This is a genomic window from Sporosarcina sp. AD_1 (assembly GCF_057373025.1).
Map to the genome: position 1 here is coordinate 569,161 of NZ_JBPVIR010000001.1, position 25,650 is coordinate 594,810.

At 43.8% G+C, this 25,650-nt stretch carries 30 protein-coding genes and 1 pseudogene; 9 read left to right on the plus strand and 22 right to left on the minus strand.

The window, feature by feature from the left end; all coding sequences use genetic code 11:
- Positions 1–96: 96 nt before the first annotated feature.
- The 9 genes from ACSW3C_RS02790 to ACSW3C_RS02830 form a co-directional block, all read right to left on the minus strand.
- Positions 97–897 (minus strand): ABC transporter ATP-binding protein, encoded by an 801-nt coding sequence (locus ACSW3C_RS02790; protein ID WP_486560764.1) that lies wholly within the window; start codon positions 895–897, stop codon positions 97–99.
- Between the two features lie 17 nt (positions 898–914).
- A complete protein-coding gene (locus ACSW3C_RS02795) occupies positions 915–1,637 on the minus strand; it encodes a hypothetical protein (RefSeq protein WP_486560766.1) in 723 nt (240 codons plus the stop codon).
- Positions 1,609–2,508: an ABC transporter ATP-binding protein gene (locus tag ACSW3C_RS02800; protein WP_486560767.1), complete on the minus strand. Its 900-nt coding sequence runs from the start codon at positions 2,506–2,508 to the stop codon at positions 1,609–1,611. The genes ACSW3C_RS02795 and ACSW3C_RS02800 overlap by 29 nt, the downstream gene beginning before the upstream one ends.
- A gap of 16 nt (positions 2,509–2,524) precedes the next feature.
- Entirely contained in the window at positions 2,525–3,676 is a 1,152-nt protein-coding gene (locus tag ACSW3C_RS02805) for a hypothetical protein (RefSeq protein ID WP_486560768.1), read from the minus strand.
- A gap of 18 nt (positions 3,677–3,694) precedes the next feature.
- Positions 3,695–4,906, minus strand: coding sequence for a hypothetical protein (locus tag ACSW3C_RS02810; RefSeq protein WP_486560769.1), 1,212 nt, complete (start codon positions 4,904–4,906; stop codon positions 3,695–3,697).
- Between the two features lie 476 nt (positions 4,907–5,382).
- Positions 5,383–7,350, minus strand: coding sequence for a TRAP transporter permease (locus ACSW3C_RS02815; protein WP_486560886.1), 1,968 nt, complete (start codon positions 7,348–7,350; stop codon positions 5,383–5,385).
- A gap of 40 nt (positions 7,351–7,390) precedes the next feature.
- Complete coding sequence (locus ACSW3C_RS02820) at positions 7,391–7,912, minus strand: DUF1850 domain-containing protein (protein WP_486560770.1); 522 nt, start codon at positions 7,910–7,912, stop codon at positions 7,391–7,393.
- Between the two features lie 88 nt (positions 7,913–8,000).
- Positions 8,001–8,990, minus strand: coding sequence for a TAXI family TRAP transporter solute-binding subunit (locus ACSW3C_RS02825; protein WP_486560772.1), 990 nt, complete (start codon positions 8,988–8,990; stop codon positions 8,001–8,003).
- 177 nt (positions 8,991–9,167) lie between these two features.
- Positions 9,168–9,716 (minus strand): phosphatidylglycerophosphatase A family protein, encoded by a 549-nt coding sequence (locus tag ACSW3C_RS02830; protein WP_238082933.1) that lies wholly within the window; start codon positions 9,714–9,716, stop codon positions 9,168–9,170.
- A 149-nt stretch (positions 9,717–9,865) separates the two neighbouring features.
- Between ACSW3C_RS02830 and ACSW3C_RS02835 the strand changes: the two genes are divergently transcribed.
- The 3 genes from ACSW3C_RS02835 to ACSW3C_RS02845 all read left to right on the plus strand — a co-directional run bounded on the left by ACSW3C_RS02835 (position 9,866) and on the right by ACSW3C_RS02845 (position 11,621).
- Positions 9,866–10,594, plus strand: a complete 729-nt coding sequence (locus ACSW3C_RS02835) for an alpha/beta hydrolase (protein ID WP_486560773.1) — start codon at positions 9,866–9,868, stop codon at positions 10,592–10,594.
- Positions 10,595–10,667: 73 nt separating this feature from the next.
- Positions 10,668–11,183: a YjcG family protein gene (locus ACSW3C_RS02840; protein ID WP_486560774.1), complete on the plus strand. Its 516-nt coding sequence runs from the start codon at positions 10,668–10,670 to the stop codon at positions 11,181–11,183.
- Between the two features lie 3 nt (positions 11,184–11,186).
- Entirely contained in the window at positions 11,187–11,621 is a 435-nt protein-coding gene (locus ACSW3C_RS02845; RefSeq protein ID WP_486560775.1) for a GNAT family N-acetyltransferase, read from the plus strand.
- Between the two features lie 116 nt (positions 11,622–11,737).
- Here the strand turns inward: ACSW3C_RS02845 and ACSW3C_RS02850 are convergent, their stop codons facing one another.
- From ACSW3C_RS02850 to ACSW3C_RS02880, 7 genes are all read right to left on the minus strand, one after another.
- Positions 11,738–12,043: a hypothetical protein gene (locus tag ACSW3C_RS02850; protein ID WP_486560776.1), complete on the minus strand. Its 306-nt coding sequence runs from the start codon at positions 12,041–12,043 to the stop codon at positions 11,738–11,740.
- An 80-nt stretch (positions 12,044–12,123) separates the two neighbouring features.
- Positions 12,124–12,375 carry a stage VI sporulation protein F gene (locus tag ACSW3C_RS02855; protein WP_486560777.1) on the minus strand — a complete coding sequence of 84 codons (252 nt, stop codon included), beginning with the start codon at positions 12,373–12,375 and terminating at the stop codon, positions 12,124–12,126.
- A 16-nt stretch (positions 12,376–12,391) separates the two neighbouring features.
- Complete coding sequence (locus ACSW3C_RS02860) at positions 12,392–12,550, minus strand: YjcZ family sporulation protein (protein WP_486560778.1); 159 nt, start codon at positions 12,548–12,550, stop codon at positions 12,392–12,394.
- Positions 12,551–12,688: 138 nt separating this feature from the next.
- On the minus strand, positions 12,689–13,051 hold the full coding sequence (gene spoVAE, locus ACSW3C_RS02865) for a stage V sporulation protein AE (protein WP_238083182.1): 363 nt from the start codon (positions 13,049–13,051) through the stop codon (positions 12,689–12,691).
- A gap of 9 nt (positions 13,052–13,060) precedes the next feature.
- A complete protein-coding gene (locus tag ACSW3C_RS02870) occupies positions 13,061–14,062 on the minus strand; it encodes a stage V sporulation protein AD (protein WP_486560779.1) in 1,002 nt (333 codons plus the stop codon).
- Positions 14,056–14,511 carry a stage V sporulation protein AC gene (spoVAC, locus tag ACSW3C_RS02875; RefSeq protein ID WP_486560780.1) on the minus strand — a complete coding sequence of 152 codons (456 nt, stop codon included), beginning with the start codon at positions 14,509–14,511 and terminating at the stop codon, positions 14,056–14,058. Before spoVAC ends, ACSW3C_RS02870 begins: the two co-directional genes overlap by 7 nt.
- Positions 14,511–14,909: a hypothetical protein gene (locus tag ACSW3C_RS02880; protein ID WP_486560781.1), complete on the minus strand. Its 399-nt coding sequence runs from the start codon at positions 14,907–14,909 to the stop codon at positions 14,511–14,513. The genes spoVAC and ACSW3C_RS02880 overlap by 1 nt, the downstream gene beginning before the upstream one ends.
- Before the next feature lie 124 nt (positions 14,910–15,033).
- Between ACSW3C_RS02880 and ACSW3C_RS02885 the strand changes: the two genes are divergently transcribed.
- Positions 15,034–15,588, plus strand: a complete 555-nt coding sequence (locus ACSW3C_RS02885; protein ID WP_486560782.1) for a CotY/CotZ family spore coat protein — start codon at positions 15,034–15,036, stop codon at positions 15,586–15,588.
- A gap of 127 nt (positions 15,589–15,715) precedes the next feature.
- On the opposite strand, the gene ACSW3C_RS02890 is transcribed toward ACSW3C_RS02885, so the two are convergent.
- A complete protein-coding gene (locus ACSW3C_RS02890) occupies positions 15,716–16,171 on the minus strand; it encodes a hypothetical protein (RefSeq protein WP_486560783.1) in 456 nt (151 codons plus the stop codon).
- Between the two features lie 78 nt (positions 16,172–16,249).
- On the minus strand, positions 16,250–17,623 hold the full coding sequence (gene mgtE, locus ACSW3C_RS02895; RefSeq protein WP_486560784.1) for a magnesium transporter: 1,374 nt from the start codon (positions 17,621–17,623) through the stop codon (positions 16,250–16,252).
- Between the two features lie 140 nt (positions 17,624–17,763).
- On the opposite strand from mgtE, the gene prpE reads away from it, so the two are divergent.
- Complete coding sequence (prpE, locus tag ACSW3C_RS02900) at positions 17,764–18,504, plus strand: bis(5'-nucleosyl)-tetraphosphatase PrpE (RefSeq protein ID WP_486560785.1); 741 nt, start codon at positions 17,764–17,766, stop codon at positions 18,502–18,504.
- Here prpE and ACSW3C_RS02905 read toward each other — a convergent pair.
- The 4 genes from ACSW3C_RS02905 to ACSW3C_RS02920 are packed head-to-tail and all read right to left on the minus strand — an operon-like array spanning position 18,488 to position 21,318.
- Positions 18,488–19,402 carry an RluA family pseudouridine synthase gene (locus ACSW3C_RS02905; protein WP_486560786.1) on the minus strand — a complete coding sequence of 305 codons (915 nt, stop codon included), beginning with the start codon at positions 19,400–19,402 and terminating at the stop codon, positions 18,488–18,490. The genes prpE and ACSW3C_RS02905 overlap by 17 nt on opposite strands.
- Positions 19,402–20,202 (minus strand): NAD kinase, encoded by an 801-nt coding sequence (locus ACSW3C_RS02910; RefSeq protein WP_375709151.1) that lies wholly within the window; start codon positions 20,200–20,202, stop codon positions 19,402–19,404. The genes ACSW3C_RS02905 and ACSW3C_RS02910 overlap by 1 nt, the downstream gene beginning before the upstream one ends.
- Before the next feature lie 4 nt (positions 20,203–20,206).
- The gene (gene yjbM, locus ACSW3C_RS02915; RefSeq protein ID WP_486560787.1) at positions 20,207–20,875 is read right to left on the minus strand and encodes a GTP diphosphokinase; all 669 of its coding nucleotides are present in this window, start codon (positions 20,873–20,875) and stop codon (positions 20,207–20,209) included.
- A 59-nt stretch (positions 20,876–20,934) separates the two neighbouring features.
- A complete protein-coding gene (locus tag ACSW3C_RS02920) occupies positions 20,935–21,318 on the minus strand; it encodes a UPF0738 family protein (protein WP_486560789.1) in 384 nt (127 codons plus the stop codon).
- A gap of 143 nt (positions 21,319–21,461) precedes the next feature.
- Here ACSW3C_RS02920 and ACSW3C_RS02925 point away from each other — a divergent pair, with 143 nt between their 5' ends.
- From ACSW3C_RS02925 to ACSW3C_RS02940, 4 genes and pseudogenes are all read left to right on the plus strand, one after another.
- Entirely contained in the window at positions 21,462–22,145 is a 684-nt protein-coding gene (locus tag ACSW3C_RS02925; protein WP_486560790.1) for a lytic transglycosylase domain-containing protein, read from the plus strand.
- Positions 22,146–22,238: 93 nt separating this feature from the next.
- Entirely contained in the window at positions 22,239–22,631 is a 393-nt protein-coding gene (locus tag ACSW3C_RS02930; protein ID WP_486560792.1) for a globin domain-containing protein, read from the plus strand.
- Entirely contained in the window at positions 22,628–23,425 is a 798-nt protein-coding gene (locus ACSW3C_RS02935; protein WP_486560793.1) for a DsbA family protein, read from the plus strand. Before ACSW3C_RS02930 ends, ACSW3C_RS02935 begins: the two co-directional genes overlap by 4 nt.
- 382 nt (positions 23,426–23,807) lie before the next feature.
- Positions 23,808–25,167: pseudogene (locus ACSW3C_RS02940) on the plus strand (IS1182 family transposase).
- The last annotated feature ends 483 nt before the right edge of the window (positions 25,168–25,650 follow it).

Below are 25,650 nucleotides of genomic sequence, written 5' to 3' on the forward strand. Positions count from 1 at the left end.
ACAAAAATTTCAATAGTAGTTATGTATTTAGTGGCATTACTAACGTAGGATTCGTACTTCCCACAAAAAAACAAAGCAGTACAATTTGATTTCCTGCTATTGAAGAACAGCAGACCGTTCCACAAGCAAATGAGGTCTGCCTCCTTGCCAACTGACCGATACCGGAACGGAATAGGCCTCTGTTAAGAGATTGCCGGTTAGAATTTCTTCCTTTTTACCCGAAGCTACGATTCTTCCTTCTTTCAATAATAAAACATGTGTAATATCTTCCGTGATCTCTTCTATATGGTGGGTTACATAAATCAGGTGGCAATTTGCTTCAATGACAGCCCGTAATGTTTGTAAAAATTGTTCTCTTGAAAGGATATCCAATCCTGAACACGGTTCGTCCAATATGAGCATAGAGGGGTGACTCATGAGTGATCTGGCAATAAACACCCGCCTTCTTTCCCCTTCTGATAATAAGCTGATCTTCTTCCCTTTTAAGTAAGTCAGACGAAATTGGCGCAAAAGCTCGTCAGCCTTGCTCCAATCTTCGTCCGTCGTTTGTTCGTATAATCCGAAACTGGCGTATTTGCCGCTTACGATGACCCGTTCCACTGTTTCATTCAAAAACATTTGAGAAAACCGTTCAAGAGAACTGCTGACGAAACCTATTCTTTTCCTTAGTTCGGGCAAATTGGTTTCCCCAAAGCGGTTGCCCAATAGTACGACTTCCCCTTCCGTTGGAAAATGATGTGCCGCGATAATATTCAACAATGTGGTTTTGCCCGATCCGTTCAAACCTAAAATCGCCCAATGTTCACCTTGTTTCGCTTCCCAATCAATTTCGTCCAGAATGACTTTCTCTCCTCTGCGATACGTTACTTCTTGCAATGAGATAATTCTAGTATCCATTGTTATACACCTTTCTCTTATTCAGTTTCCTTTTCAAAATGGACAGTTGCTATTTTGGTAATGCGAATCATCTGGCCTTCGGATAATTGAACAGATGCTTTCGATGTTCCAGAACTTTCGCCGAGTAATTCATATACGATCGGTTCTTTTCCTTCCTCGAGAATTTGTACATAACCAAAACCAGCCGGTGTCGTTATTGAATAGCTCCCTGGATCTATATCCAGCCCGACTTTCCATAGTCCTGTCGTCAACTCTGTGGAAGGCTCTGTAACGACAGGAAAGAAGATGATACCTTGGTACCCTCCATCAGCAAAAATCTTATAGCTTTTATCAATATCAAGCGTGATGGAAGGGATACCAGCACTCTCCCCCATCAATTCTCTTACTATCAACTTCCCGTCGCTGCCATACACGGTAAAATTGCCTGCTGGCGTTCCGGTAATCATATAGCGCCCGGATGGCACCTTAACTGTTCTTCCTTCCCTCTTATAAATGGTAACTCCCACTTGTTTTATTCCCGTGTTGCTTCGGTCGACTGTATTGAAAATAGCTGGATGAATCGTACCGACAATTTCATCCTTTTCTTCGCCAATGATTTCATTATTCATGTTATAGCTAAGGGCCTCAGCCGTTTGAAAACCGGCTGAATTCCCGCATCCACTTAATAGAGTGACAGCCAAGATACTTGGGATGCTCAAAACAAACAATGAGTTAAATCGTCTCGGAATAGTATTTTTCATAAAATTCCACCGTCCCTAATGGCCCCACTGATAACTCATTTTCACTTAAGCCAAGCATTCTTTCCATCCACTTTGTCTGCTCGCCTATAGACATCCCTTCAAATGGAATACATAATAAGCGGTTGGCAATATAGTAATGACCATTTGGTAAATCTCCAGTTTGAGCAAGTAATTCGTATTGATTTGGCCGTATCTCCACTTTCAAAAATGCAGTACTATCCCCAGACAATCGTTGCTCATGAACAATTTTGCCATCCTTTAGAAAAATGACCCGATCAGCATACAAATCCAAGTTTTCAAGCAGATGGGATGCAACAAAAATAAGCTTTTTCTGTTCTTTCATTTTCAAAAGACATTCGGAAATCAAAGCCACATTGGAGACATCCAACCCATTCATCACTTCATCCATCAGCATAATGGGTGTGTCAGCAGCCATCATCATAGCGAAACAGAGCCGTTGCCGCATCCCTAGTGAGTACGTGCGGACCTTCTTTTTCACGTAATGACCCATTTGCAATTGTTCAACGACCGCAGGGACATGTTTTGCAGACTTCTTCCACATATTCCCGTACAACTTCAAGTGATCAATTCCAGAAAGCTCTTCAAAGAGATCTTTTTGTTCTGGAAATGTAGCTAATTGCCTATGAATCAACAACTCTTCTTTCTCATTCTTATAAGAATATTTTCCTTCAATCCATACTTGCCCAGAATCCGGCTTGGAAAAATTAGCGATAATATTAAACATCGTCGTCTTTCCTGTCCCATTTGGAGCAGCGACTCCAATAATTTCTCCTGCTTCCGCAGTAAAGTCCAAACGATCCAATACAACCTTATCCTTATAGGCAATTGATACGTTTTCAAGCTTCACCATTTCATTCCACACCCCTTCAATTTACATTTACAGGTATATCTTTACGATTCTTTGTCACTCTAGTTTTCCAATAAAGAATGCCAACAACCAGCAAATTAAATAGCAGCAGCCAGCCATACATATGGGTAAAGTCAAGCTTTGTACTAGTAAAGTCCATTGCCGCATCGCCGCTTAAGACATAGCCGATATCAACAAACTTAATGGCTTGCAGGAAATTCCACTTAATGCCTGTGGCCAAAAGCAAATCCGGGAGATAGTAAATAGCCAGGATGGCCAGGATGCCTGCATACATGTTTTTCGTCAGGATGTTCAGTAAAGCAGTTGCATAGAGCAACAGGACAGCTATTAAAGCAAATGAGATAATCATGTAACCATAATACTTCCAAGTCGGGACAGCGATAAAATCACCGTTTTGGTAGAGGAGAACCGGTAAATTGAAGTCTCCCATCCCTTTCTTACTGGAGACAAAAATAGTTCCTGCCGCAATGCCTGCCAAAAGGAATAAAAAGATTTGAATAAAATGAACGGCCACTTTACAATGCACTTTTTGCATAAATGAAACAGGAAAGCCCCTGACAACGGTAGAATGTTGATGATCATGGAGCATCATGCTGCCTCCCATCAACAAGACAAATAGCAAGAAAAGAATTCCGCTAAGTGTGTTCATGGCTACAGGCATATACATGCTTGCGACATACGGGTCTTGCAGAATAGGCAGCTTGTGTTCTTTATAATATCTTAGCAGAGCATTTTCTTTATTTATCTCATCTATTGGAATAATATAGATCGGATTAATTCCTCTATTTCCCAATTCATGCATCTCGAGTCTCAATTTATTTAATTTCAGTCCATGGTCAATATACAAATCATGTCGATCATTTCGCCATAAATAGAAGCTTTGCATATTAATCAATGAAGATTGCTGAGTTAAATTATTGTAAAGCTCTTCCCCATCAGGACCGTCTCTAAATTCCATTGTGAATCCATTGAAAATATCCATCATCTGCTCAGATTGATCATTCTTCAACTTCAATAAGTCCTTTACTTTCAAGTCATTATAATGAATAGAATAGAGAGGAAAAAACAGAACGAGTGCCATGCCAAGAATCCAGTTTTTCCGATTATGCAAAAGCAATTTCATTTCAAACTTTACATATGTCCAAACCATATCCATGCACTTCCTTTATCAGCCCGCTTGATAATAGCGTCGTTTGTTAATGATTCTTGAGAAGAGGAATAAGAGACATTCGATGACTGCAATCGTTATGAGCAACACAACAATCCCCTTCGAATAAGCAATCGTTTCTGTATTCAAAAAATAATTCTTCTCACCTGTAACAATCTTCCCGAAATCAAAATACGTTTGCGGAAACAAACTAATATCGTAGCCGAATAATTCTCGTGATGTCCGCGTTAGGAAGAGGGCATCTGAAAATAAGAGCAGACTTCCAACCAACAAGACAACCCATTCATTTTTCACGATCAAGCTTAGTAAAATTGATAATCGAACGAATAGGAACGCAAGAATTGGAAGTGCGAACAGTGCTTTTGCTAGAAACGCTCCAATTGTCATGACATCATAATCCTCGAGTTTAAAGGTCTTTTGTGCAATCATGATGGGAACATGTAGATCGAAGTGGCCAAAACCATATTGAATTGTCATGAGAATCACACCTGAAGCCATGAAAGCCAGCATAAGTAGAAGACTAAATAGGTATACCGATAAGGACTTCAAATTAAGCTGCCGATACCAGGCCAATGGCATTCCTTGCAACACAGTACGATGCCTTCGATCTCTTGAAAGAATATCGCTGCTAAAGTACAAGACACAAAAGAGAAAAAGATGGAATCCGTATTGTTCAACGAAATTTTGTAATGCTTGCAACCCCGTCTTTTCGTAAATCATGCCAAATGTAACCGGATGGTTATTATTCAGATAATCATCATATCGGATGAGCGTTTGCAAGTACAAATGCTGCCTGTCTTTACCTGGAAATGGAGATGATTTAAAAAGATCCTGGTCATTGAGATATTCATCGCCATTTAACCGTAAGTAGTACTCCCTAAATTGGATGTAGCGAAGATAATTCTTTGTCTCGTAAGCATGCAACAGTATGTTTTTCAAGTCGTAATAAAGAGCATTCCATGCATAAACGGGCACACCGGTATGGTAGACGATGCCCGTCGTCCCCTTTTCTTCCCTTAATGTTTGTTCCAGTTGAATTGCTACCATCGAGGCTTCGAGCGCTTCCTTGTCAAACGTCTCTTTCGTTTTCTCCCCTGGTAAAAAAATAAAACAATAACTGAATAGAAGCGCCCCTAAAAACAAGACAAACGGAACATTTTTTTTGCTTCTAGCTGTAATAAGAAATTCATGTTTCAAATAAGACAAGTACACACCAGATCCCCCCAGCAAGCAGTCCCTTTTTTTCATCTGTAAACACTTTGGGAATTTATTAATTCCTTCCTACTACTATACGCTCATCAATATGAATTTTCAATAAATTCTATGAATCAATGTTCAATTTCTCTCTCTCAGTTACATTGGATAACAGTTATTTACATTCATCATGGGGCATTAAAATAAGGAGTTGAGAAAATCAAAAAAACCATGGAATGATGAAGTGAGGAAATGATATTTGTGGGTAGCCATAATCAGTTTAAATGGGTGGACTTTTATGTACAGGGTTTATCCATATTCATTTTGCGAGGGTCAACAGGAATGATTTTCCTATGCTTAGGAGTGGGCAAAACAAATTTTTCTTCTATTATATTTATAATTAGCGGCTTGATTTTCCCCTTAAAAGTCATAAATAAAAAAGGCTGTCTCAGCGAATCAGATCTCACTGATTTCTGGACAGCCTTTTCATAACATTATGCAACTGCCATTTTATCTTTTCTTCCTGTCTTCCATTGGATGGCGAACATGATAGCAAACAACGTCATACCGACGATGTCCGTGATCGTCTCAGGGAAGATCAACAATAGTCCAGTCGCCACGATGATGAGTCGTTCAATCAAGTTACACTTACGGTACCAATAACCGATTATTCCGGCTCCAATCGCAACCATCCCAATGATGGCAGTGAAAGTCACCCAGATGATTTCAAAGAAGGATGAATCGATCATGAGCAACGCTGGATTGAAGACAAACATATACGGAATTATGAAGGCGGCAATCGCCAATTTGGCTGAGTTGACCCCTGTTTTAATTGGATCACCGCCAGATATGCCCGAAGCTGCAAATGCCGCAAGAGCTACAGGAGGCGTAATATCCGCAACAATTCCAAAGTAGAATACGAACAAATGCGCTGAGACAGCAATGACAATCGGCACAGCCGCATCTGTCGGCATATCCAACATCAATAGCTTAATAATGGCTGGTGCAGCAATCGTTGAAGTAATGACATAGTTTGCTGTTGTCGGAGATCCCATACCTAATACAATGGCTGCAAGCATCGTGAAGACGAGCGTTAAGACAATGTTGCCGCCTGCTGCTGCGATCAAGCCGTTAGCAAGACTTAAGCCAAGACCGGTTTTCACAACTACACCCACAATAATTCCGGCACATGCCGTTGCAGCTGCGACAGCAAGTGCAGTCCGGGCTCCATCGACAAGTGCCATGATGATATCCTTGATGCCTAACCGTGTCGACTTATCGAAGAAGCTTACAATTAACGTCAAGACAATACCAAGCAATGCAGCTTTCATCGTTGGGATACCAAGCAATAGGAACACGATGATTCCGATAATTGGTAATAACAAGTAGATTTTCTTTAACGTCGCTTTCCGATTCGGTATTTGATCTTCTGACATGCCTTGCAAGCCTACGCGCTTCGCTTCGAAATGGGTCATAATCCAGATGCCCGTAAAGTAAAGCAATGCCGGAATAGCTGCAGCCTTGGCAATTTCCCAATAGGTCACATTCCCGATGAATTCAACCATTAAGAATGCAGCTGCCCCCATGATCGGTGGCATAATTTGTCCCCCGGTAGATGCCGCTGCTTCAACGCCCCCAGCGAACTCTTTTCGGTAGCCAAGCTTTTTCATCATCGGAATCGTGTAAGAACCTGAACCGACAACATTCGCTACGGAACTACCAGAAATGGTTCCTTGCAATGCACTGGAGAAAATCGCAACCTTTGCAGGTCCGCCAGTTAAGCGGCCAGCCAGAACAACAGCCAGGTCATTGAAGTAGTTTCCGACCCCCGTTTTGACGAGGAAAGCCCCAAACAATAGGAAGACAAAAATGAATGTGGCTGACACACTGATCGGAGTACCTAAAATACCATCCGTCGTGAAGAACATTAATTGGACCAGACTTTCGACATCTTGCCCGCGATGTGCCAAGAACCCAGGGAAATAGGGTCCAAAGAAGGCGTAGACAAGAAATACGGAAGAAATGATTGTAATAGGCAATCCTACTGCGCGGCGAGCCGCTTCCAAAGTCAACAGGACTGCTGCAATGCCGACTGTTAAATCGAGGGAAGACACTCTTCCAACTCGCCCAACGAGATCTTCATAAAACAATGGCCAATATAGTCCTACACAAATGGCTATCAATGAAAGGATAATATCATAAAATGGCACTTTGTCTTTCTTGACTCCTGGCTTCTTCCTAGCCGGAAAAAGGATAAAGACTAGCGATAGAGCAAACCCTAAATGGATGGAACGTTGTATGTACGCAGTAAATGGCGTTCCAATCGATGTGTATAATTGAAATAGGGAAAATGCGAGCAATCCGCCAAATACGATGTATTTAAAAATGCCTTTCACATTTCGCGTATTGGACTCAGGATCATATTTCTGTAAAATCTCAAGCTGTTCCTCTTCCGACAACATATCAAACTGCTCATCGGTCAAGTCATGCTGCTTCTTTTCTTTAACCACTCAAATTGACTCCTTTCATCATTTGAAACAGGGAGATTCTTTCAATACGAAATAGGTACGATTTCCCTCTCGTCAAATGTTGTTTTAAATCGTATTCATACTGCTCATATCTGAACGCAAGATCGGAATCCACATCACCGACGTATAAGACGAACGACTCTATGATACGATTATCGTAAGTAAGCGTATACATGCCGTCCTTCACTGTCAGAGACTCCCCTTCCTCTGCATAGCCGGGCAGTCCGATCCCTACATCTTCGTATTTCATGGACAGCATTTTGATTTTATCCCCGCGGACAACTTGGTAGGTTTCCAGCACATTGGATAGAAAGATCGAGTGGACATACCGGATTTGAAATTCCGTTTCTTCCGACAGTTTTAAATAGTAAATTGCCGGGTGATCTGTCCGATACTCAGTAAAAGTGAATGCCTTTCGTATAGGCAGGAAAAAAAAGATGAGGGCGATTAGGAGTAACAGCAAAAGAATGGTCAGGTTGATCCGTTTCTTTCTCATCCGTCACTTCCTTTCCATTCGAGTAATGAAGAAGGGGACGGCAGAAGCAATCGCTTCACCGCCCCGTTCATTAACGTGCCGTCATGAATTACTTATTCACTTCATCGAAATACTTCTGTGCACCAGGGTGTACTGGAATTCCGATTCCATCAAGACCTGTTTCAGCTTTGATCAATTTACCCTTTGCATGCTCCAATTGGGATGCATTGTCATAAATCGCTTTCGTGATTTCGTAAGCCAAGTCTTCTGGAACATCGTTTTGCACGACAATCATTGCTCCAACAGAAACTGTCGGTGTTTCGTCTTTCAAGCCATATGTGCCAGCAGGAATGACGTCTTTTGCGTAGTATTGATACTTGGAAATCAATTCATCAGCCTTTTCATCGGATACAGGAACGACAAATACTTGAGCGCTTGCATTCAAGCCCTCAACAGCTCCAGTCGGTGTACCGGCAGTAATGAAAGCGGCATCAATTTGGCCAGCCTGCAAGCTCTCTTGGGATTCACCGAAGTCAAGGTTCTGTGGTTGAATATCATCCATTGTCAAGCCGTGAACTTCAAGCAGCTGTTCAGCGTTTGCATATGTACCTGAACCTGGCGCCCCTACAGACACCTTTTTGCCTTTCAAGTCTTCAAAAGTCTTAATGCCTGATTTTTCAAGTGTTACCAATTGGACTGTTTCCGGATAAAGTGCTCCGATAGCAGAAACGTTATCAATCTTTTCTCCGTCAAACATCATTTCGCCTTTAGAAGCATAATACGCGATATCCGTTTGAACGAAAGCCAATTCAGCCTTGTTTTCTTTCAAAGCTGTCATATTCGCAGCGGATGCTTGTGAAACCTCAGCAGTCGTTTTGATGCCCGTTTCATCATTAATGTAATTTGCGAGCGCACCGCCGAGTGCATAGTACGTACCTTGTGTACCACCCGTTAGAATACTTAGATATTTGTAGTCCTCTTTCTTCTTCCCGGAATCAGAACCCGAGCCTTTGCTTGAATCATCCGTACCGCATGCTGCAAGAACGAGCATAGCGATCATAGTAATCAAAGCAAATAAACGTATTTTACTATTCTTCATTCAATCTTTCTCCCCTTTTTTCATAGTTTTGCAACTTAGTGTCCATTTTAACATGAAGGCTGACTCTTTTGTCAACGTTTCTTAGTAAATTATCAGTAATTTGCAAGCGGTTCCACCTTCATCCGCAACAAAAGAAGGACAGCTTGAAACGCTCTGTCCCTCTCTTTACAATACTATTTACTGTTTGTCTTTAATATCTGCATAGGTGAGCCCGGCTTCTTCCAAGTCGCGCGTCCGATGAGCAATTCGGGAAGCTGCACAAGATGCGACACTGGCTACCAGATCATCAAGGAATGTATGAACGCCGCGCCCTTTTTTCGTGTCCAGCTCATTGATGATGCCTATTTTATTCTTATCAAGATGGCCGAATGTCGTAACAGCTATCGATCCATAAGTAAAGACGGCACCTAACGCAATCGTCTCATCGACACCAAACAGCCCTTCGTCATTTTCTACGATCTGCTGGAGAGGTGCAGACAGCTTTTTCTGCTCTGCTAGTTCATCTAGTTCAATTCCAACAAGAATGGCATGCTGCAATTCACGTTTCCGAAGCACTTTTTCAACTGAATCCAGGCATTCCTCCAAATCCAGGCTCGGATTATAAGGTGCTTGCATTTCATAGACGATTTTCGCAATATCCTCAAGCTCCACCCCTCGGCGGATGAGCGCCTGTTTTGTCGCTTCCGTCACGACATCGGAATGAACGATATTTTTCCCGGTAAACATATCAATGACCCCTTTTCTTTCGAAAGAATCCAACTTCAATAAAGAGGAAGGGAAACCTCCGCTTTTTTGTACATCCTATCCAAGCATTATACCTGTTCTTCATCCTATGTTACAATTTCAATACATGACAGTCATGAGGAGGTCCCAAATTGAATTACGGTAAAATAGAAGAAGTAACCCTTTACAGTAAGGCACTTAATGAAGAAATGCAGCTGCTGATCCACTTGCCCCACCATTATTCGCCTTTATACAAGCACTCCGTCCTGATCGCATCGGACGGCAAGGACTATTTCCAATATGGCCGCATCGGCCGAGTGGCAGATGAGCTGATGGAAGAAGGCGAGATCGATAATATGATCGTCGTCGGGGTTCCTTATAAATCCGTCATGGAGCGCAGAAGGATGTATCACCCTGAAGGGGACAGGCACGAAGCATATATCCGTTTTCTAGCTCATGAGCTTATTCCCTACATCGATGAGAACTATCCAACGTATCAAGTGGGTGCAGGAAGAGGACTGATCGGAGATTCCTTGGCTGCCACCATATCGCTGTTGACTGCCTTGAAATATCCGAATTGTTTTGGAAAAGTGATGCTGCATTCGCCATATGTGGACGAATCTGTCCTCGAAAAAGTGAAGCAGGCAAAAGACCCATCCAGCCTTTCCATCTACCATGTCATCGGCCTGGAGGAGACCGAAGTCCAAACAACCGTTGACGGCATCCGGGATTTCCTGACTCCCAACCGTCAATTGAATGAAGCAATTAAAGAAAAAGGCTTCCCTTATTTCTATGAAGAATTCGAGGGGAATCATACATGGAAATATTGGCAAAAAGATGTCAAGAGAGCTTTATTGAAATCTTATAATGATGCCAAATAAGACAAAAATCAAATGTATCTGTTATAATTAACCGTATCAGGTTGGAATCATATTCTAGAGGAGGTCTTTTATTATGAAATATGGTGTTGTTGCGTTTCCATCAAAAAAGCTGCAAGATTTGGCGAACGGCTACAGGAAGCGGTATGATCCCCACTATGCACTAATTACACCTCATATGACATTAAAGGATGTATTCGAGGCGAACGATACAGAAATTGAGCAAGTCGCAAAAGAGATCCGTAACATCGCTGCGAAAAACAACCCTTTTGAATTAAGCGTCTCCAAAGTGAGCACATTTGCACCAATCACGAATACGATTTACTTCAAAGTAACGCCGAACGATGAACTGTTGGCGCTCCACAAAGATTTGGACGGTGTATTCACTGAAAAGCAGACAGAATACTCTTTCGTTCCCCATGTAACGATTGCACAAAAATTAAATCCGACGGAACATGATGACATTATTGGTCAATTGAAGATGATCGGCGTTGACCATACGGAGACGATTGACCGCATCCATCTTCTGTATCAACTAGAAGACGGCTCATGGACGGTATACGAGACATTCCGTCTGGACGAGGAACAGTAAGCGTTGATCCGGGTAAAAGTAGCCGGTTCGGAACCGGAACGGGAAGACGCATTCTCCGTCAGGAAGATGGTATTTGTCGAAGAGCAAGGGGTGCCACTCAACCTGGAATTGGATGAACACGACGCTTCTGCTGCCCATTTTATCGTCTATTCCGATGACCAGCCGATCGGAGCTGGTCGCATTCGGGAAATCACGCAAGGGGTCGGCAAAGTGGAACGTGTTTGTGTGTTAAAGGAATTTCGAGGTAAGCATTTAGGGAATTTGATCATGCATTCCCTTGAAGAGTATGCACTGAAAACCGGCATGCATAAAATTATTCTAAATGCCCAGGCCTATGCGGTTCCATTCTATGAAAAGCTAGGCTATATCGTAACGTCGCCAGAGTTTATGGATGCTGACATTCCCCATCGCGCAATGGAAAAAATGATCACGCATTAAGAAGAGGCTGACATGTCCTATCTGATTCTCAGATGGACCTCGGCCTCTTATCATTTTTATATGTATTTTTGTTAATAATGAAACCCGCTGCTTATTAGGCTGCGGGTTTCTTTTTCTTACACATATTGATTTATCGCTAATCCTTTCCCTGTCACTCTTGAGATTTCAGGTGATAGATTAGCAGGGTTCGGATAGATGAATCCATCCTTATAAAGCGGCAAATCGGATGTTTGGACCGGCTGCTCCGTTTGCCCACGATCGTTCAACTGCCTCTCAAGCGTCCGATCGAATGTCTCCATGAATTCCGTATCCAATTTCACCTTTTCTACGCGATTGATATAAGCGAAATTGTAACGTTCATCTTGTAATCGGTTTGCATACATTTGAGATTGAATTGGTTGGATCGGCAACTGATAGCCCATCTTCCACACCCCTTTTCTAAAACATATTTTTCTTTCTATAACCGTATTCGAAAGGCTTGAAACCTATTTATCTATTTTTTTTAGTTTCCAAGCATTTTTTGAATATCGTTCATATTGAAAGAACTGCCGCTTTGCAAAATGGACCGCACCAATTCATCTTCCAAATGTGGCGGAACGTCTTTGTTTGCCATTCTGCCAACTTTCTTGACAATTTTGCGAACTTGCCGTTCATCACTGAAGTCGGCATATTGAATCGCATTGGCCAGTGCAAAGACTTCTTCCATTGGCACGCCTGTTTTAGATTCGATTTTCCGGAAAAATGAATCGTTCATGCTTCATCCCCTCCTCTTATACAAACGTAGCGCCAACAATGATCAACAGGATGAAGAGAACAACGATGAGAACGAATGTAGAACCACCATTCGAACCTCCGTAGCCACCACCATAGCCGCCGCTGTTGCAGCCGCCAAAGCATCCTGGATTCCAAGGACCGTATCCTCCAGACATTACTAACCCCTCCTTCCCTTCCACCTATCCTATGCAGGAAGTGAAAAGAAGGAGGGGGGCAAACGCACAATTTTTTGTGCAATCATTTGATTTGGTCCATTTTAAGCTACAGATATGGCACTGCAGTCATTCTGGATATCATGCCTTCCCTTTCGATCGAAATAAAAAAGAAGCAATGAATCCAAATAAGATGGCGGATGTTATACCTGAACTCGTTACTTCAAACATCCCGGTCAAGACACCAATGATGCCATGTTTTTCAGCTTCAGCCATCGCGCCGTGGGTCAATGAGTTGCCAAATGAGGTAATCGGAATGGTAGCTCCAGCTCCCGCAAAATCAACGAAGGGCTCATATAAACCGAAACCGGCCAATATGGAGCCGATCACGACCAACGTACATAATGTATGGGCTGGTGTCAGTTTTGCGACATCAAACAACAGTTGTCCAATAACGCAGATCAAGCCGCCTACAATAAAGGCGGTAATATAGATGGAATACAAATGAACCACTCATTTCATCGTTAATTCAACCGCATGGGCCGTACACGGAATCGTATCTCCCTGTTGGAACGACATTGGGGACAATAGGGCGCCAGTTGCAATCAGCAAAACACGCTGATATTGTCTCGATAATAACTTGTTATAGATTTCAGAAAAGTAAATGGCGGCAGAGCAACCTGCACCGCTGGCACCGGAGAAAAACTTCGGATCTTTTCCATAGAACTCCATGCCGGCATCTCTGAAATTGTTAGTATTTCGGATTCCCTTTAAATCAACAAGCCTTTTTAAAATCTCAAAACCTGTTTTCCCTAAATCGCCGGTCATAATGACATCATAATCGTCCGTCGACGCACCATGGCCTTCCAAATGGCGGAACAGCGTATCCGCAGCTGCAGGCGCCATGGCAGCACCCATGTTCAAAGGATCTGTCATTCCCATGTCGATTGCTTTACCGAACGTCCCTCTCTCAATACTGGGCACACCTTCGCAGTGAGGCGTTACAGCGGCGGCTCCTGCTGCCGTTACTGTCCATTGGGCCGTATCGCCTTTTTGAACGCCATATTCGACCGGATATCGAAACTGTCTTTCAATTGAATTATGCTGACTGGCTGATCCTGCAATTGCCAGTTCAGATATTCCAGCGTCCGTTAAGATTGCAGCAGTCAATAGAGAAGAAACGGAAGTCGCACAGGCGGAAAACATGCCGATATATGGAATGCCGAGTGTAGTTGCACAAAAATTGGAAGGGGTCATTTGATTCACCAAGTCGCCTGTCAATAAGAAATCCGCATCTTCCGGAACTGCATTCACTTTGCTCAGTGCGATCATCGTGGCATCTTCCATCAATTTCGCATGACCATGCTCATTTGTATCAAGCCCGCATCTTTCCCCTTCGTATATCTTGTCGAAGCTCTCGAAATACGGGCTCTGTTTCTCGAGCGGTCCGGCTGTTACACCAGTTGCTGCAATCGAAGGGGCCGTTTTAAATTGAATTACACCGCGCGTCACCATGATACAACTCCCATTTTGACGAGTATTGTTTTAATTAGTGCAACTGCAAAAGCAGAAAAAACACCCCAAAGAATAACCGATCCGGCTAATTTAAAGATATTTCCTCCAACGCCAAGCACATACCCCTCGGTTCTATGTTCAATTGCTGAGGAGATAACCGCGTTTCCGAAACCGGTGATTGGAACGGCTCCGCCAGCTCCTCCAAACTGACCGATTTTTTTATAAATCCCGAATCCAGTAAGCAGCATGGAAAAGAAAACCATCGTCGCGACTGTTGGATTGCTCGCAGTTCGTTCCGTAAAATCAAAAAAAGTAATATAGAATAAAGCTACAAATTGTCCGATCAAACAGATGGTGCCGCCTGTTATAAAGGCTTTGAAAACGTTTTTTAATATCGAAGGCTTTGGCGATATTTCCTGTTCAATTGTTGAATACTGTTCTTTGTCCATTACGTCTCTTCCTTCAATAGTGATTTCAATCGGTCAATATCCTTGCCTAGCTCGTCCTCTTTTCCTTTATCGATCAGCTTGTTTGTTTCATATAAAATTTTGCTGTCGGCAGAAACGGTCACATCCAAATCCGGGTATTGCTCTTCCAGCTTTTTCTTCAATTCAGCTGCAACCTTCTTCTTTTTAAACCTTGAAAATGTTTCGACCCGAATACCTGCGAGCAGTTTCTCATCATGGAAAACAACTGCTGCCGATTTGATTCGCTTGTCCTGACGGATGATTGTTTCGGCTTGCGCCGCCACTTCATCTGAATCATTTTGATACCGGAACGCATCTTTCGAGCAACCGGCAAGAAGCACCGCTAGTAGTGAGATGAGTATAATCTTCCGTATATCCATTCCCTCCCTTTTTTTCACAGTATGGCATTGGAAAGAGAAGTTTATTCAAAACCATGTTTTCCGCCCTGACGATTGGTCACCATGCGCATAAAGTATAGAGAATTGAAAAAAGGAGGTGGAATGAATGGGATGTGGAAGAACTGAAGGAGTAAGTGATACACACCGTCATGACAATTGTATTTGCGAAGTGGTGCGTGCGATTAAACGTGTGCAGGATATTCGCGAAGATATCGATTGTGACGATTGCAGAACCGACTGCTTCTTGACTCCGCTTGGCAGCCTTGTCAGCCCTGCTAGACAACGGGCAAACACTCGGGTGTTCATGCTGTTAGATGATGAAGGAAATCCATTCAAAGCGTTATTCAATCGTAGACGATTCCATAGGGAAAACGAAACTGCGAATGAGCAAAACAAAGTGAGGGACTGTGCAAGCTGTTTCTCTATCTTCTTTAGAGTGCAAAATGTTTTTGATAACTGCTGTGCTACACTTCAAGTCCTTGAACCGCGTGATGCAAGAGGCAGAGCTGTAGATTTGTTTAAGAATGGCAAACTTGACCTTGATGCAGTTTGTGATGCAGTCCGCTTCGAAGCGACAGGTTCCTGTGTAACAGTTGACCTTAAATGCTTCTGTGGCATTCAATGTGTACGTGACGTATTTATCGATTGCGACGAAGACTGATCTGCCAACCTGCAATGTCCCGGCCGGCTGCCAATTTGGCGGCCGGTCTTTTTTTGTTCTGATGTCATGCAGCAAACATAAGCTCAACATAACAAAACAGGACTGGGGCAAGGTCCCGTCCTGTTTTTTAGTCCATGATGAATTGCTGGCCGCGCCAGTGGATGCTTTCGATTTCGTCCATAGCAATCATGATAGGTGCTGTCCCGCCTTCAAGCGGATCGATCCAAACCGTTTCCCCTTCGACTTTCCGAAGGCTGCCTTTCAATTGTTCCTCTCTCAAATAAAAGTGCAGTGGGCGGTATACCTGTCTTCGGAAAGGATTATTTAAATATTGGAGCGTCTCGTATATGGCATGATGGCTCAGCCGCTTGTCATTATCGTAAGTCTGGTCATTGTCATGACTTGGTGTGCTATCACCGGAAAAGACAGGTGTGATGTCATATTCCGGCATCTCCGCCAAAGCAGTTTTTCCATCCTCGTTCATGACAAAGACAGAAGTGCTTTCATCCTCATCACTAACGACAATACGAGTGTAAACTGGTGGCCCCTGCACAAACAACAACGGTTTTTGGAAGTGTATCATACGTCCCCCCTTTTCCCTGTTAGTATATGCGCCTAACTTTTCCGAAGTTCATCTCCAATAAAAAAAGCTTCCATCGGATTATAAATTTCCGATGAAAGCTGTAGCTAATCCAAGATATATCAAAATACTAATTACATCATTCAGAGTTGTAATGAAAGGACCTGAAGCTACGGCCGGATCAATCTTCAATCGGTGCATAAATAATGGGATGAACGAGCCTAAAATAGTAGCAACAAAAATGGAGACCAAAATGGCAGCCCCTACTAATAAGGCAATAATAAATTCGTGTTTCCAGACAAAAATCAACCCAACTACAAATACCGAACACGTTAGACCTGTAATTAAACCCGTGCCTGCCTCTCTTAACAGCAACTTAAACTTGCTTTCCTCTTCAATATCTCTTGTTGCAATTCCCCGTACCGCTACCGCCAATGCTTGCGTTCCGCTGTTCCCGGCTGTACCGCCGATCAGTGGAATAAAGGCAGCTAATAGTGCCACTTGGGAAATTGTATCTGTAAATAAATCAATTAAATTAGCAGTCAGCATGCCTAATACGAGCAAGATGATCAGCCAAGGGATTCTTTTCTTAGCGGCGGATAAAGAATTTTTATCCATCGAATCCATATTGGCAACACCGGCAAGCTTGGAGTAGTCATCCGATGCCTCTTCATCCAAGACGTCAATGACATCATCGACCGTAATAATCCCTAACAAATGCTGCTGAAAATCAACGACCGGCACAGCAAGCAAATTATAGTCTTGCGTCGTTCTTGCTACATCTTCCTGGTCATCCGATACGAGCACGCTGACGACCCGATCATTCATTATATCCCGGATGAGTGTATCCTCCTCCGCGATGATCAAGTCACGAAGCGATACGACGCCCGTCAGCCGATTGTCTTCATCTACAACGAATACATAATAGATTGTTTCCGCGCCAGGCGCTTCATTGCGGAGGATGGTCATCGCCGAACGGACAGTGGAAAATTCCGGAATCGAAACATATTCCGTCGTCATGATCGAACCGGCAGTATATTCTTCGTAATGCAAGAGCGACTTGATCTGTTCAGCCGCCTCTTTGTTCATTAAGATGAGATAGCTTGCGATTTGCGACTTATCAAGTTCTTTCAGGACATCGACCGCGTTATCGACAAACATATGGGAGATCATTTCGGCCGCATACGTCGTGTCCATCTCCTGAAGGAACTCTTTATATTCATCTTCATCAATTTCACTAGTCTCGAAAATTTCTGCTAATTCTTTTGGTGAGAGGAAATAATAGATTTGCTTCCTCAAATCCGGTCCTACATTTTCATAGATAATCGCCCGGTCATAAGGATGGAGCGCTAAATACTCGTCCCGGAAAGTTCGAAGATCCCGATTTCTCAGAGCTTCGGTCATTCTCTCCTCAATAAGTGTGATTTCTTCTTTCGTTTCGTTATATTCCGTCATGGCTGCACCTTCCTTTCCGCTCTGTCGTGTATGATTGCTTGCAATCCAGGTATGATAACATAAAAAACAATAACAACTTTTCTTCTTAATTTCTACAAGTTACTAAAAAATAAATAATGCCAAATAAAGGAGGACAAAAAATGAAATATGATATCATCGGCGATATCCACGGATGCTTTGCGGAATTGCTTGAATTGATCAATTCACTCGGCTATATATTTAAAAACGGCCTGCCCATCCATAGGGAAGGAAGACAACTTGCATTCGTAGGAGATGCGACAGACCGGGGACCGGATTCCCTTCAAACGCTGCAGCTTCTGTTTTCAATGCAGGACGCCGGAATTCTGCACTATGCACCAGGCAACCATTGCAATAAATTATACAGATACGCCAAAGGAAATAGAGTTCAGCAAACACATGGATTGGAAACAACAGTGGCTGAACTTGATTCGCTTCCTAAATACAAGAAAGAGGAATTTCTACTGAGATACCGAAGCTTCTATGAGAATTTACCCCTATATGTATCCCTTGAAAACGGAAAGCTCATAATTTCGCATGCAGGCATCCCAAAACGGATGATTGGTGCGCCGATTTCCAAAAGCATCCGGACATTCGTATTGTATGGAGATATTTCCGGTAAAACTTTGCCGGATGGCAGGCCAGAACGCAGAGATTGGGCAAAACATTATGACGGGGAGCCTTTCATCGTATATGGCCATACGCCGGTTCCCAAGGCCCGCTTTGTAAAAAATACAGTCAACATCGATACTGGCTGTGTGTTTGGCGGGAAATTGTCTGCACTTCGTTATCCTGAAATGGAAATACTCAGCGTTCCGTCCCACCAGCCCTGCCAGCCTGATCGGTTTACTCGGTTCGAATAGTGAGCAATGCAAGATCCGGTGGCAGACTGCTGTTAAAACGAAGCGGTACCCCCGTAAGAGGGTGGCAAAACCCGATTGACGCGCAATGCAATGCTTGGCGGCTAATTAAGGATAACGAGCCCCCATATAGGTCATCTCCCACTAACGGGTGCCCGAGCGACTGCATATGCACCCGGATTTGATGCGTCCTGCCAGTATGGAGAACTAGCATGACTTCTGAAAAGCGATAGCCATCGTTGTCATACAAACCGAGCACTTCAACGTCCGTTCGCGCGTATTGGCCATCCTCCCGAACGGTCCTTTCAATGATGCTCCCATCTTTCCTGCCGATGGGACGCTCGATAATGAACCGAGATTCTTTCAAATGGCCTTCCACGAAGGCGATATATTGGCGATGAAAGCCGATTGATTCCATTTGACTGCTTAACAGATGATGGATATGGCGATTCTTCGCAATACATAAGAGGCCGGACGTATCACGATCCAGCCTCGTCACTACGTGGACTGTACTCGGCACTTGCTCCCTGCGAAATTTGCCTGCCACCAGATTGGCAACGGTACCGTTCGGCTGGTCTCTAGATGGGATAGTCGCCATACCAGCCGGCTTATCCAGAATTAAGAGTGCTTCGTCCTCATACACAACCGACAATTCCCCTTCTTCCGGCGACAATCCTGCGCTCGGCTCCTCTAGCGGAAAGAGGACAGAAACAGCGTCTCCCTTGCCTAACCGGTATCTGACAGTCTGTTCCTGCCCATTCACCAGAAGAGCGCCTCCTTCATACTTCGTGGCGGTCAGCGTCTTTTTCGAAATGCCTTTCTGCTGCAAGAAATCACGCAATAAAATGGAGTCGTATTCCACGAGGAAATCAAGCCGAAATCTGAGATCTTCCTGCCGCATCATTCGTCACTCGCAATAAACGAATCGTGCACGCGTTTCCAAAAAGGGAACGGGCGAAATCGTGCAAATCGGACACGCTGTCCAGATACTTTATATTCAATGGATTTTACGTCTTTGTGAAGCAACTGCAAATGGTCTATCGTCACCATGAAATCGGGTCCATTGACTGGTGTCAGGACACAATTATGATGGGAAGGCAGTACAAGAGGCGATCCGACTGTGCGGAATACCCGGTTATTGATGGAAGCCATCTCGGTCAGCTGCATCGCTGGAAGGGCCGGATGGATAATGGCACCGCCAAGCGCTTTATTGTAAGCTGTAGAGCCGGAAGGGGTGGACATGCAAAGGCCGTCTCCACGGAACCTTTCAAAATGTTCCCCATTCAACTCTACGTCCATGACAAGCGTCACTTCCGGTGATTTCACAGTTGATTCATTTAACGCCAAATACGTAGCAACCTCATCGGACGTTCGATAATTAATGCGCACTTCAAGAAGCGGATATTCAATGACATCGTATTCTTTCCGAGCGATGGAAATAACGAGCTTCTCGATCTCCAACGGTTTCCAATCCGCATAAAATCCGAGATGTCCCGTATGGATTCCAACAAACGCCGTGTGCTGAAGCCGATGAATATATTTATGGAAGGCGTGCAGCAACGTGCCGTCGCCTCCGATAGACAGGACAATATCCGGCTCATTCTCATCATATTCCAGACCGAAATCCGACAAATAGCCTTTTGCCTCATCGCGCAATCTTTCAGAAAGCGTATCATTCCTCGTTTGGATTGCGAATTTCATGCCTTTACTCCCCCTTCCACTTCTGTTCGCCGTAATCACGGTCGGGTGTTTCCTTGAATGCACTGAAATACTTCTGGGCATCATGTATTTCATCGCGGATCAGCGACATCTCCTCATCCAGCCGGAATGCCGCCTCTGCCGCACGTTCCAGACGATGCCTGATCTCATCCGGCAATTCGCCTTTATATTTATAGTTCAATGAATGTTCGATGGAAGCCCAAAAATTCATCGCAAGCGTCCGGATTTGGATTTCCGCCAGGATCGTTTTTTCTCCGTGAATCGTCTGCACCGGATATTCGATAATGATATGATACGAGCGATATCCGCTCGCTTTTTTATTGGAAATGTAGTCACGTTCCTCAATTACCCGCATATCAGTCCGCTGCCGAAGCGTCTGCACAACTTTGCCGATATCATCAACAAATTGACACATCAGGCGGACACCCGCAATATCAGGCAATTCTTTCGCCAAAGCCTCAGAGGGTTCAAACGGGATCCCTTTTTCAAGCGTCTTGTCATAGATGCTCGCCAAAGGCTTTAACCGGCCGGTTACAAACTCAACAGGTGTATGGACATTTTCCAATTCGTATTGCGACCGCAATCCTTTTAATTTCACTTTCAACTCGGCCACTGCCTGCTTGTATGGTCCTAAAAATTGCTTCCATTCCTTCATCAAGGACCCTCCCCCCACTCTATTCATACTAACAACTCGACTCTCTTAACGAACAGGCATTAAGCCTGTAAGATAGCGCTGAACTCGTCCTCCACGGCGGTGGAGAATTCTTCGCCGTAATTGTCATTCCCTTCAATATTAAAAACTAACATCGTCAGCTCTTCCACAAATCCAGGAAGCTCGATTGTTTCCTCATGCCATTTCATCACAGGCTGCTTGCCTGATTCTAAAACTTCCGCCATTTGAGGCCAAACCTGTTTTGGGAAATGTATGTAGGTGTATCCCTCTTCTGTTTCAAATAAATAGACGAACGCCATCTCATCCGAATCTGTGATCATTTTCTTGGAAGGTACGCCTTCGGGACGTCCATTGGTCGCATCGATGGTAAATTGCATTGTTTCATTATGTATAGTTGCGTCGTTCACTCGATATTGAATTCGCATGCGTTCTACTTCCTTTCATTATCATACGTTCAGTCTACCATATGATAGGTTTTCATGCAGTTTGTAATATGCGTTTGGGCGTATACTTGTTATACTATACATATAGTGCAATTGACTGTTTACAATGAAAGGAACGATCTTTTATGGATGCGCGCTCCATTCGTACACTGCTTGACATAAATGCGATGCAGACATTAGGTTCTGTACAGACGTATGCCTATGGGCAAACCGGGACTGCTTCCCTGTTCGATGAATTGCTTGGAGAGTTCATGGGTTCATCTTCTATTGCGGATTCTGTGACAAATGTTTCCGGCACATTGCTTGGAGCTGCCGATCCTTTGGCCTACTCCGGTGCAAACCAAATATATATGCCGCTTTCCATCGGCAATGGCTTCGTAAACACACCTGCTAGCGGGATACCTGGGATTGGCATGAATGAAGACCGGGATTTTGCAGACATTATTAAAGAAGCAGCGGAACGTTTTGGTGTCCCTGAAAAGTTAATTTCCGCTGTTATTAAACAGGAATCCAATTTCAATCCTTCCGCCATCAGCCATGCGGGTGCGGCGGGATTGATGCAACTGATGCCCGGGACGGCCCGGCTCCTTGGAGTCCAAAACAGCATGGATCCCGTTCAGAATATCCACGGCGGCGCCAAATATTTGCGTCAAATGCTGGACCAGTTTGGAAATGATACGGAGCTGGCACTTGCGGCATACAACGCAGGACCCGGCAATGTAAAAAAATATGGCGGCATTCCGCCTTTTAAAGAGACACAGCAGTATGTGCAAAAAGTGCTCGGTTATTATGAAAGTTTCCATGTATGACTGACTTGAAGAAGTTGTAAGGCTATTTATTTGTGAAAGAATAGTCTGGTTGATAAAATGTCATTACAGTCAGAGCAAAGGAGATTGACATAAATGACTCGAAAACCTTTGATTCCTTATGAGGAGATCGGTGCTGAAAAGCTGTCGGAACTCATTGACCGATTTTATGAAAAAGTTGCTGTCCATCCGGACTTATATCCGATTTTCCCAAAAGACCTGACCGAAACGGCTAGAAAGCAAAAACAATTTCAGACACAATATTTGGGCGGACCCAATTTATATACCGAAGAACATGGACATCCGATGATGAAGGCAAGACATATGCCCTTCCCTATCACACCGACTCGGGCCAAGGCATGGCTCGCCTGCATGAACGAAGCAATGGATGAAGTTGGAATGGAAGGAAAGCTGCGTGAAATTTACTTTAAACGGCTTGAGATGACAGCTAATCATATGGTAAATCGGAACGAGGGTGATTTTCATTGAACCGTCGGACATTGATGGAAACTCCGGTCTCCTCACCATCCCAATCGAGACCGATTGAATTATATGTTTTCGTAGACCCTTTGTGCAGTGCCTGCTGGTCGTTGCAGCCGCTGCTCCGCAAATTGCAGATTGAATACGACCGCTATTTTTCCCTGCAGCTCGCATTGCGCACTTCCATTCCGAAAACGAATGCATGCTGCCGCAATGAAGACGACTTAATGGCATGTGAGAAAAGCCATCCAGCTTTCCCAAGCATCGCTATGAAAGCTGCCGAATTCCAGGGTAAACGGGCAGGTTTTCGTTTCCTTTCCAAAATGTATGAGTATACGTTTCTGAAAAACAGGAACATCACCTCTTTTTCAGTATTAACCGAAATAGCAGAAAAGCTTAACCTTGATGTGGATGAATTCATCCGCGATTTTTCCTCTAAAAACGTCATGCGATCATTGCAGGTGGACTTATATTTAGCGAAGGAAATGGAAGTGGCCGAAGCTCCGACGTTCGTCTTTTTCAATGGCAATATCGAAGACGAGGGATTGATGGTCAGTGGATCCTATCCTTATGAGGTGTATGAACAAATACTGGAGGAACTTCTCGGCTGCACGATCACGCCCGAATGCCCTCCTGAGCTCGATGATCTGTTGCTGCGATTTGACACGATGTCGACTCAAGAAATCGCGAGTATTTATTCCCTTTCAGAAAAAGACGCGGAACGCGAATTGAAAAAACGCCTTCTCCAGCAGAAGGTGGAACGATTGACGTTACAAAATACAACCTTATGGCGCAATAAATAAAAAAGACTCGATTCCTTCAAACAGGAATCGAGTCAGACTGTAGACAAACTCGAGAAATTACAGAGTTTGCCTACAGTCTTTTTTCTTTTACAATGGAAGTAATAATAGAAAATGTTGATTTCCGCTACGGCTGGACGCTTTCCGCGGGCACGGCTTCAGCCAATCGAACAGCGAAGGGTTCGATTTGCCTTAATTTCTGGGTTTTTCAGACATTAAGGCAGCACTTATGCTCCAAACGCTTTGCTTTTTGTCGCAAAAGCCGTTCTTCGTGACGGCTTTCGCTGCGCTTCGTCCAGGGTCTTCAGCTCGCGCTGTTCCCGCAGGAGTCGCCAGCCTCCGCTCCAATCAACAGTGTCTCCATAATAATGAAGAGGTGATGGATATGATGACGAAGAATCAGATGAATCAACGCGAACAGTTAGAAATACTGACCATTGAACAGTTGGTGCCTCATGATCATCTGGTCCGTAAACTGGATGCGGCCATTCATTTCTCGTTCATCTATCCATTGGTGGAAGACCTGTACTCGACAGTGGGAAGACCTAGTATCGACCCCGTTGTGCTGATCAAGATGACATTCATTCAATATACTTTCGGCATCCGATCCATGCGCCAGACAATCAAGGAAATTGAAACGAACATGGCATACCGCTGGTTTCTCGGCTTTGGCTTCCATACAGAGGTGCCCCATTTCTCTACATTCGGAAAAAACTATATCCGTCGTTTTGCAGATACGGATTTATTTGAACAGATCTTTTATCGGGTACTGAAGGAAGTGGCAGATCGTGGGCTTCTCAGCCCGGAACACGTCTTCATCGATTCCACTCATGTAAAAGCGAGCGCAAACAAGAGGAAATTTGAAAAGAAAGTCGTTCGTAAAGAAACCCGTGCTTATGAGAAGAAGCTCCAGATGGAGCTCAACATGGACAGGGAGGAGAATGGGAAGAAACCGTTCCCTCCGGAAAAGTTTGAAAAGGAAGAGTACAAGGAGATAAAAGAGTCCACAACAGACCCGGAGAGCGGCTACTATGTAAAGGATGAACGGACCAAGCAGTTCGCCTATTCTTTTCACGCAGCCACGGATGAAAAGGGATTCGTACTTGCCAACATGGTGACCCCAGGTAATGTTCACGACAGTCATCTACTTGAGCCAATGGTCCGGAAAATCATGGACGAGGGGATGCGCCCAGTGGCTGTTGCCGCCGATGCAGCCTACAAGACACCCGCGATTGCGAACTTCCTGCTTGAGAATCAGATACTGCCTGTGCTTCCTTACAAGCGGCCGATGACCAAAGATGGTTTTTTCCGAAAAAAACGAGTATGTCTATGACGAACACTATGACTGCTATCTCTGTCCGGACGGACAGGTCCTACCATACCGGACGACCACAAAAGAGGGTTACCGTCAGTATGCCTCGACACCATCCATTTGTGCATCGTGCCCGGTGATCAGCCAATGTACACAGAGTAAGAATCAGCAGAAAATCATTCAACGACATATCTGGCAGGATTACCTGGATGTAGCGGAAGAATTGAGACATCACCATGAGATCAAAGAGATATACGGGAAGCGCAAAGAGACGATTGAACGTGTCTTTGCAGACGCCAAAGAAAAGCATGGCATGCGATGGACAACCCTCCGGGGGCTCAAAAAATTGTCCATGCAGGCGATGCTGACTTTTGCTGCCTTAAATCTTAAGAAGTTGGCCAGTTGGACATGGAAAGCACCAGCCGTGGCGTAATTAAAAGGAAAATAGAACAGTGCTAGGACGCATTCTCGCAAAAAAACACTAAAAAAGCACGAAAAGGGTTGGAAATCAATTTGATTTCCAACCCTTTTGTCTACAGTCTGACTGATTCCTTCAAACAGGAATCGAGTTTTTCCTTAATAAATATAAAGAGCATCCCTCCTGGGGGAGAGGGATGCTCTAATAAAGGGAATGGGAGAAATGTTCACGTTCAAACAAAAGGGGTGTATGTTTGGTATGTGATTTATTTCACATCTATAATTTATCATGGAATAATAGTTAAATCAACATTTCACAAATAAATTCACATATATGTCACAAATGCTAAACAGGTAAAACATTATAGATATAAGTTATATAACAGCCGTCTCCCTTGAATCGACAAGTTTCGAGCTTATGAAAGCGCTTTATTTTTAATTATATAAATATAACTACTGTTATAGTCTTTCCTGTCTGCCGAAATCGCTTCTCCGCAAA

Excerpts from the sequence above, each read along its gene's own strand:
- ACSW3C_RS02790 (WP_486560764.1), bottom strand. The coding sequence starts at position 897 with ATGGATACTAGAATTATCTCATTGCAAGAAGTAACGTATCGCAGAGGA.
- ACSW3C_RS02795 (WP_486560766.1), bottom strand. The coding sequence starts at position 1,637 with ATGAAAAATACTATTCCGAGACGATTTAACTCATTGTTTGTTTTGAGC.
- ACSW3C_RS02800 (WP_486560767.1), bottom strand. The coding sequence starts at position 2,508 with ATGGTGAAGCTTGAAAACGTATCAATTGCCTATAAGGATAAGGTTGTA.
- ACSW3C_RS02805 (WP_486560768.1), bottom strand. The coding sequence starts at position 3,676 with ATGGTTTGGACATATGTAAAGTTTGAAATGAAATTGCTTTTGCATAAT.
- ACSW3C_RS02815 (WP_486560886.1), bottom strand. The coding sequence starts at position 7,350 with ATGTTGTCGGAAGAGGAACAGCTTGAGATTTTACAGAAATATGATCCT.
- ACSW3C_RS02820 (WP_486560770.1), bottom strand. The coding sequence starts at position 7,912 with ATGAGAAAGAAACGGATCAACCTGACCATTCTTTTGCTGTTACTCCTA.
- ACSW3C_RS02825 (WP_486560772.1), bottom strand. The coding sequence starts at position 8,990 with ATGAAGAATAGTAAAATACGTTTATTTGCTTTGATTACTATGATCGCT.
- ACSW3C_RS02830 (WP_238082933.1), bottom strand. The coding sequence starts at position 9,716 with ATGTTTACCGGGAAAAATATCGTTCATTCCGATGTCGTGACGGAAGCG.
- ACSW3C_RS02840 (WP_486560774.1), top strand. The coding sequence starts at position 10,668 with ATGAAATATGGTGTTGTTGCGTTTCCATCAAAAAAGCTGCAAGATTTG.
- ACSW3C_RS02850 (WP_486560776.1), bottom strand. The coding sequence starts at position 12,043 with ATGGGCTATCAGTTGCCGATCCAACCAATTCAATCTCAAATGTATGCA.
- ACSW3C_RS02855 (WP_486560777.1), bottom strand. The coding sequence starts at position 12,375 with ATGAACGATTCATTTTTCCGGAAAATCGAATCTAAAACAGGCGTGCCA.
- ACSW3C_RS02860 (WP_486560778.1), bottom strand. The coding sequence starts at position 12,550 with ATGTCTGGAGGATACGGTCCTTGGAATCCAGGATGCTTTGGCGGCTGC.
- ACSW3C_RS02870 (WP_486560779.1), bottom strand. The coding sequence starts at position 14,062 with ATGGTGACGCGCGGTGTAATTCAATTTAAAACGGCCCCTTCGATTGCA.
- spoVAC (WP_486560780.1), bottom strand. The coding sequence starts at position 14,511 with ATGGACAAAGAACAGTATTCAACAATTGAACAGGAAATATCGCCAAAG.
- ACSW3C_RS02880 (WP_486560781.1), bottom strand. The coding sequence starts at position 14,909 with ATGGATATACGGAAGATTATACTCATCTCACTACTAGCGGTGCTTCTT.
- ACSW3C_RS02885 (WP_486560782.1), top strand. The coding sequence starts at position 15,034 with ATGGGATGTGGAAGAACTGAAGGAGTAAGTGATACACACCGTCATGAC.
- ACSW3C_RS02890 (WP_486560783.1), bottom strand. The coding sequence starts at position 16,171 with ATGATACACTTCCAAAAACCGTTGTTGTTTGTGCAGGGGCCACCAGTT.
- mgtE (WP_486560784.1), bottom strand. The coding sequence starts at position 17,623 with ATGACGGAATATAACGAAACGAAAGAAGAAATCACACTTATTGAGGAG.
- prpE (WP_486560785.1), top strand. The coding sequence starts at position 17,764 with ATGAAATATGATATCATCGGCGATATCCACGGATGCTTTGCGGAATTG.
- ACSW3C_RS02905 (WP_486560786.1), bottom strand. The coding sequence starts at position 19,402 with ATGCGGCAGGAAGATCTCAGATTTCGGCTTGATTTCCTCGTGGAATAC.
- ACSW3C_RS02910 (WP_375709151.1), bottom strand. The coding sequence starts at position 20,202 with ATGAAATTCGCAATCCAAACGAGGAATGATACGCTTTCTGAAAGATTG.
- yjbM (WP_486560787.1), bottom strand. The coding sequence starts at position 20,875 with ATGAAGGAATGGAAGCAATTTTTAGGACCATACAAGCAGGCAGTGGCC.
- ACSW3C_RS02920 (WP_486560789.1), bottom strand. The coding sequence starts at position 21,318 with ATGCGAATTCAATATCGAGTGAACGACGCAACTATACATAATGAAACA.
- ACSW3C_RS02925 (WP_486560790.1), top strand. The coding sequence starts at position 21,462 with ATGGATGCGCGCTCCATTCGTACACTGCTTGACATAAATGCGATGCAG.
- ACSW3C_RS02930 (WP_486560792.1), top strand. The coding sequence starts at position 22,239 with ATGACTCGAAAACCTTTGATTCCTTATGAGGAGATCGGTGCTGAAAAG.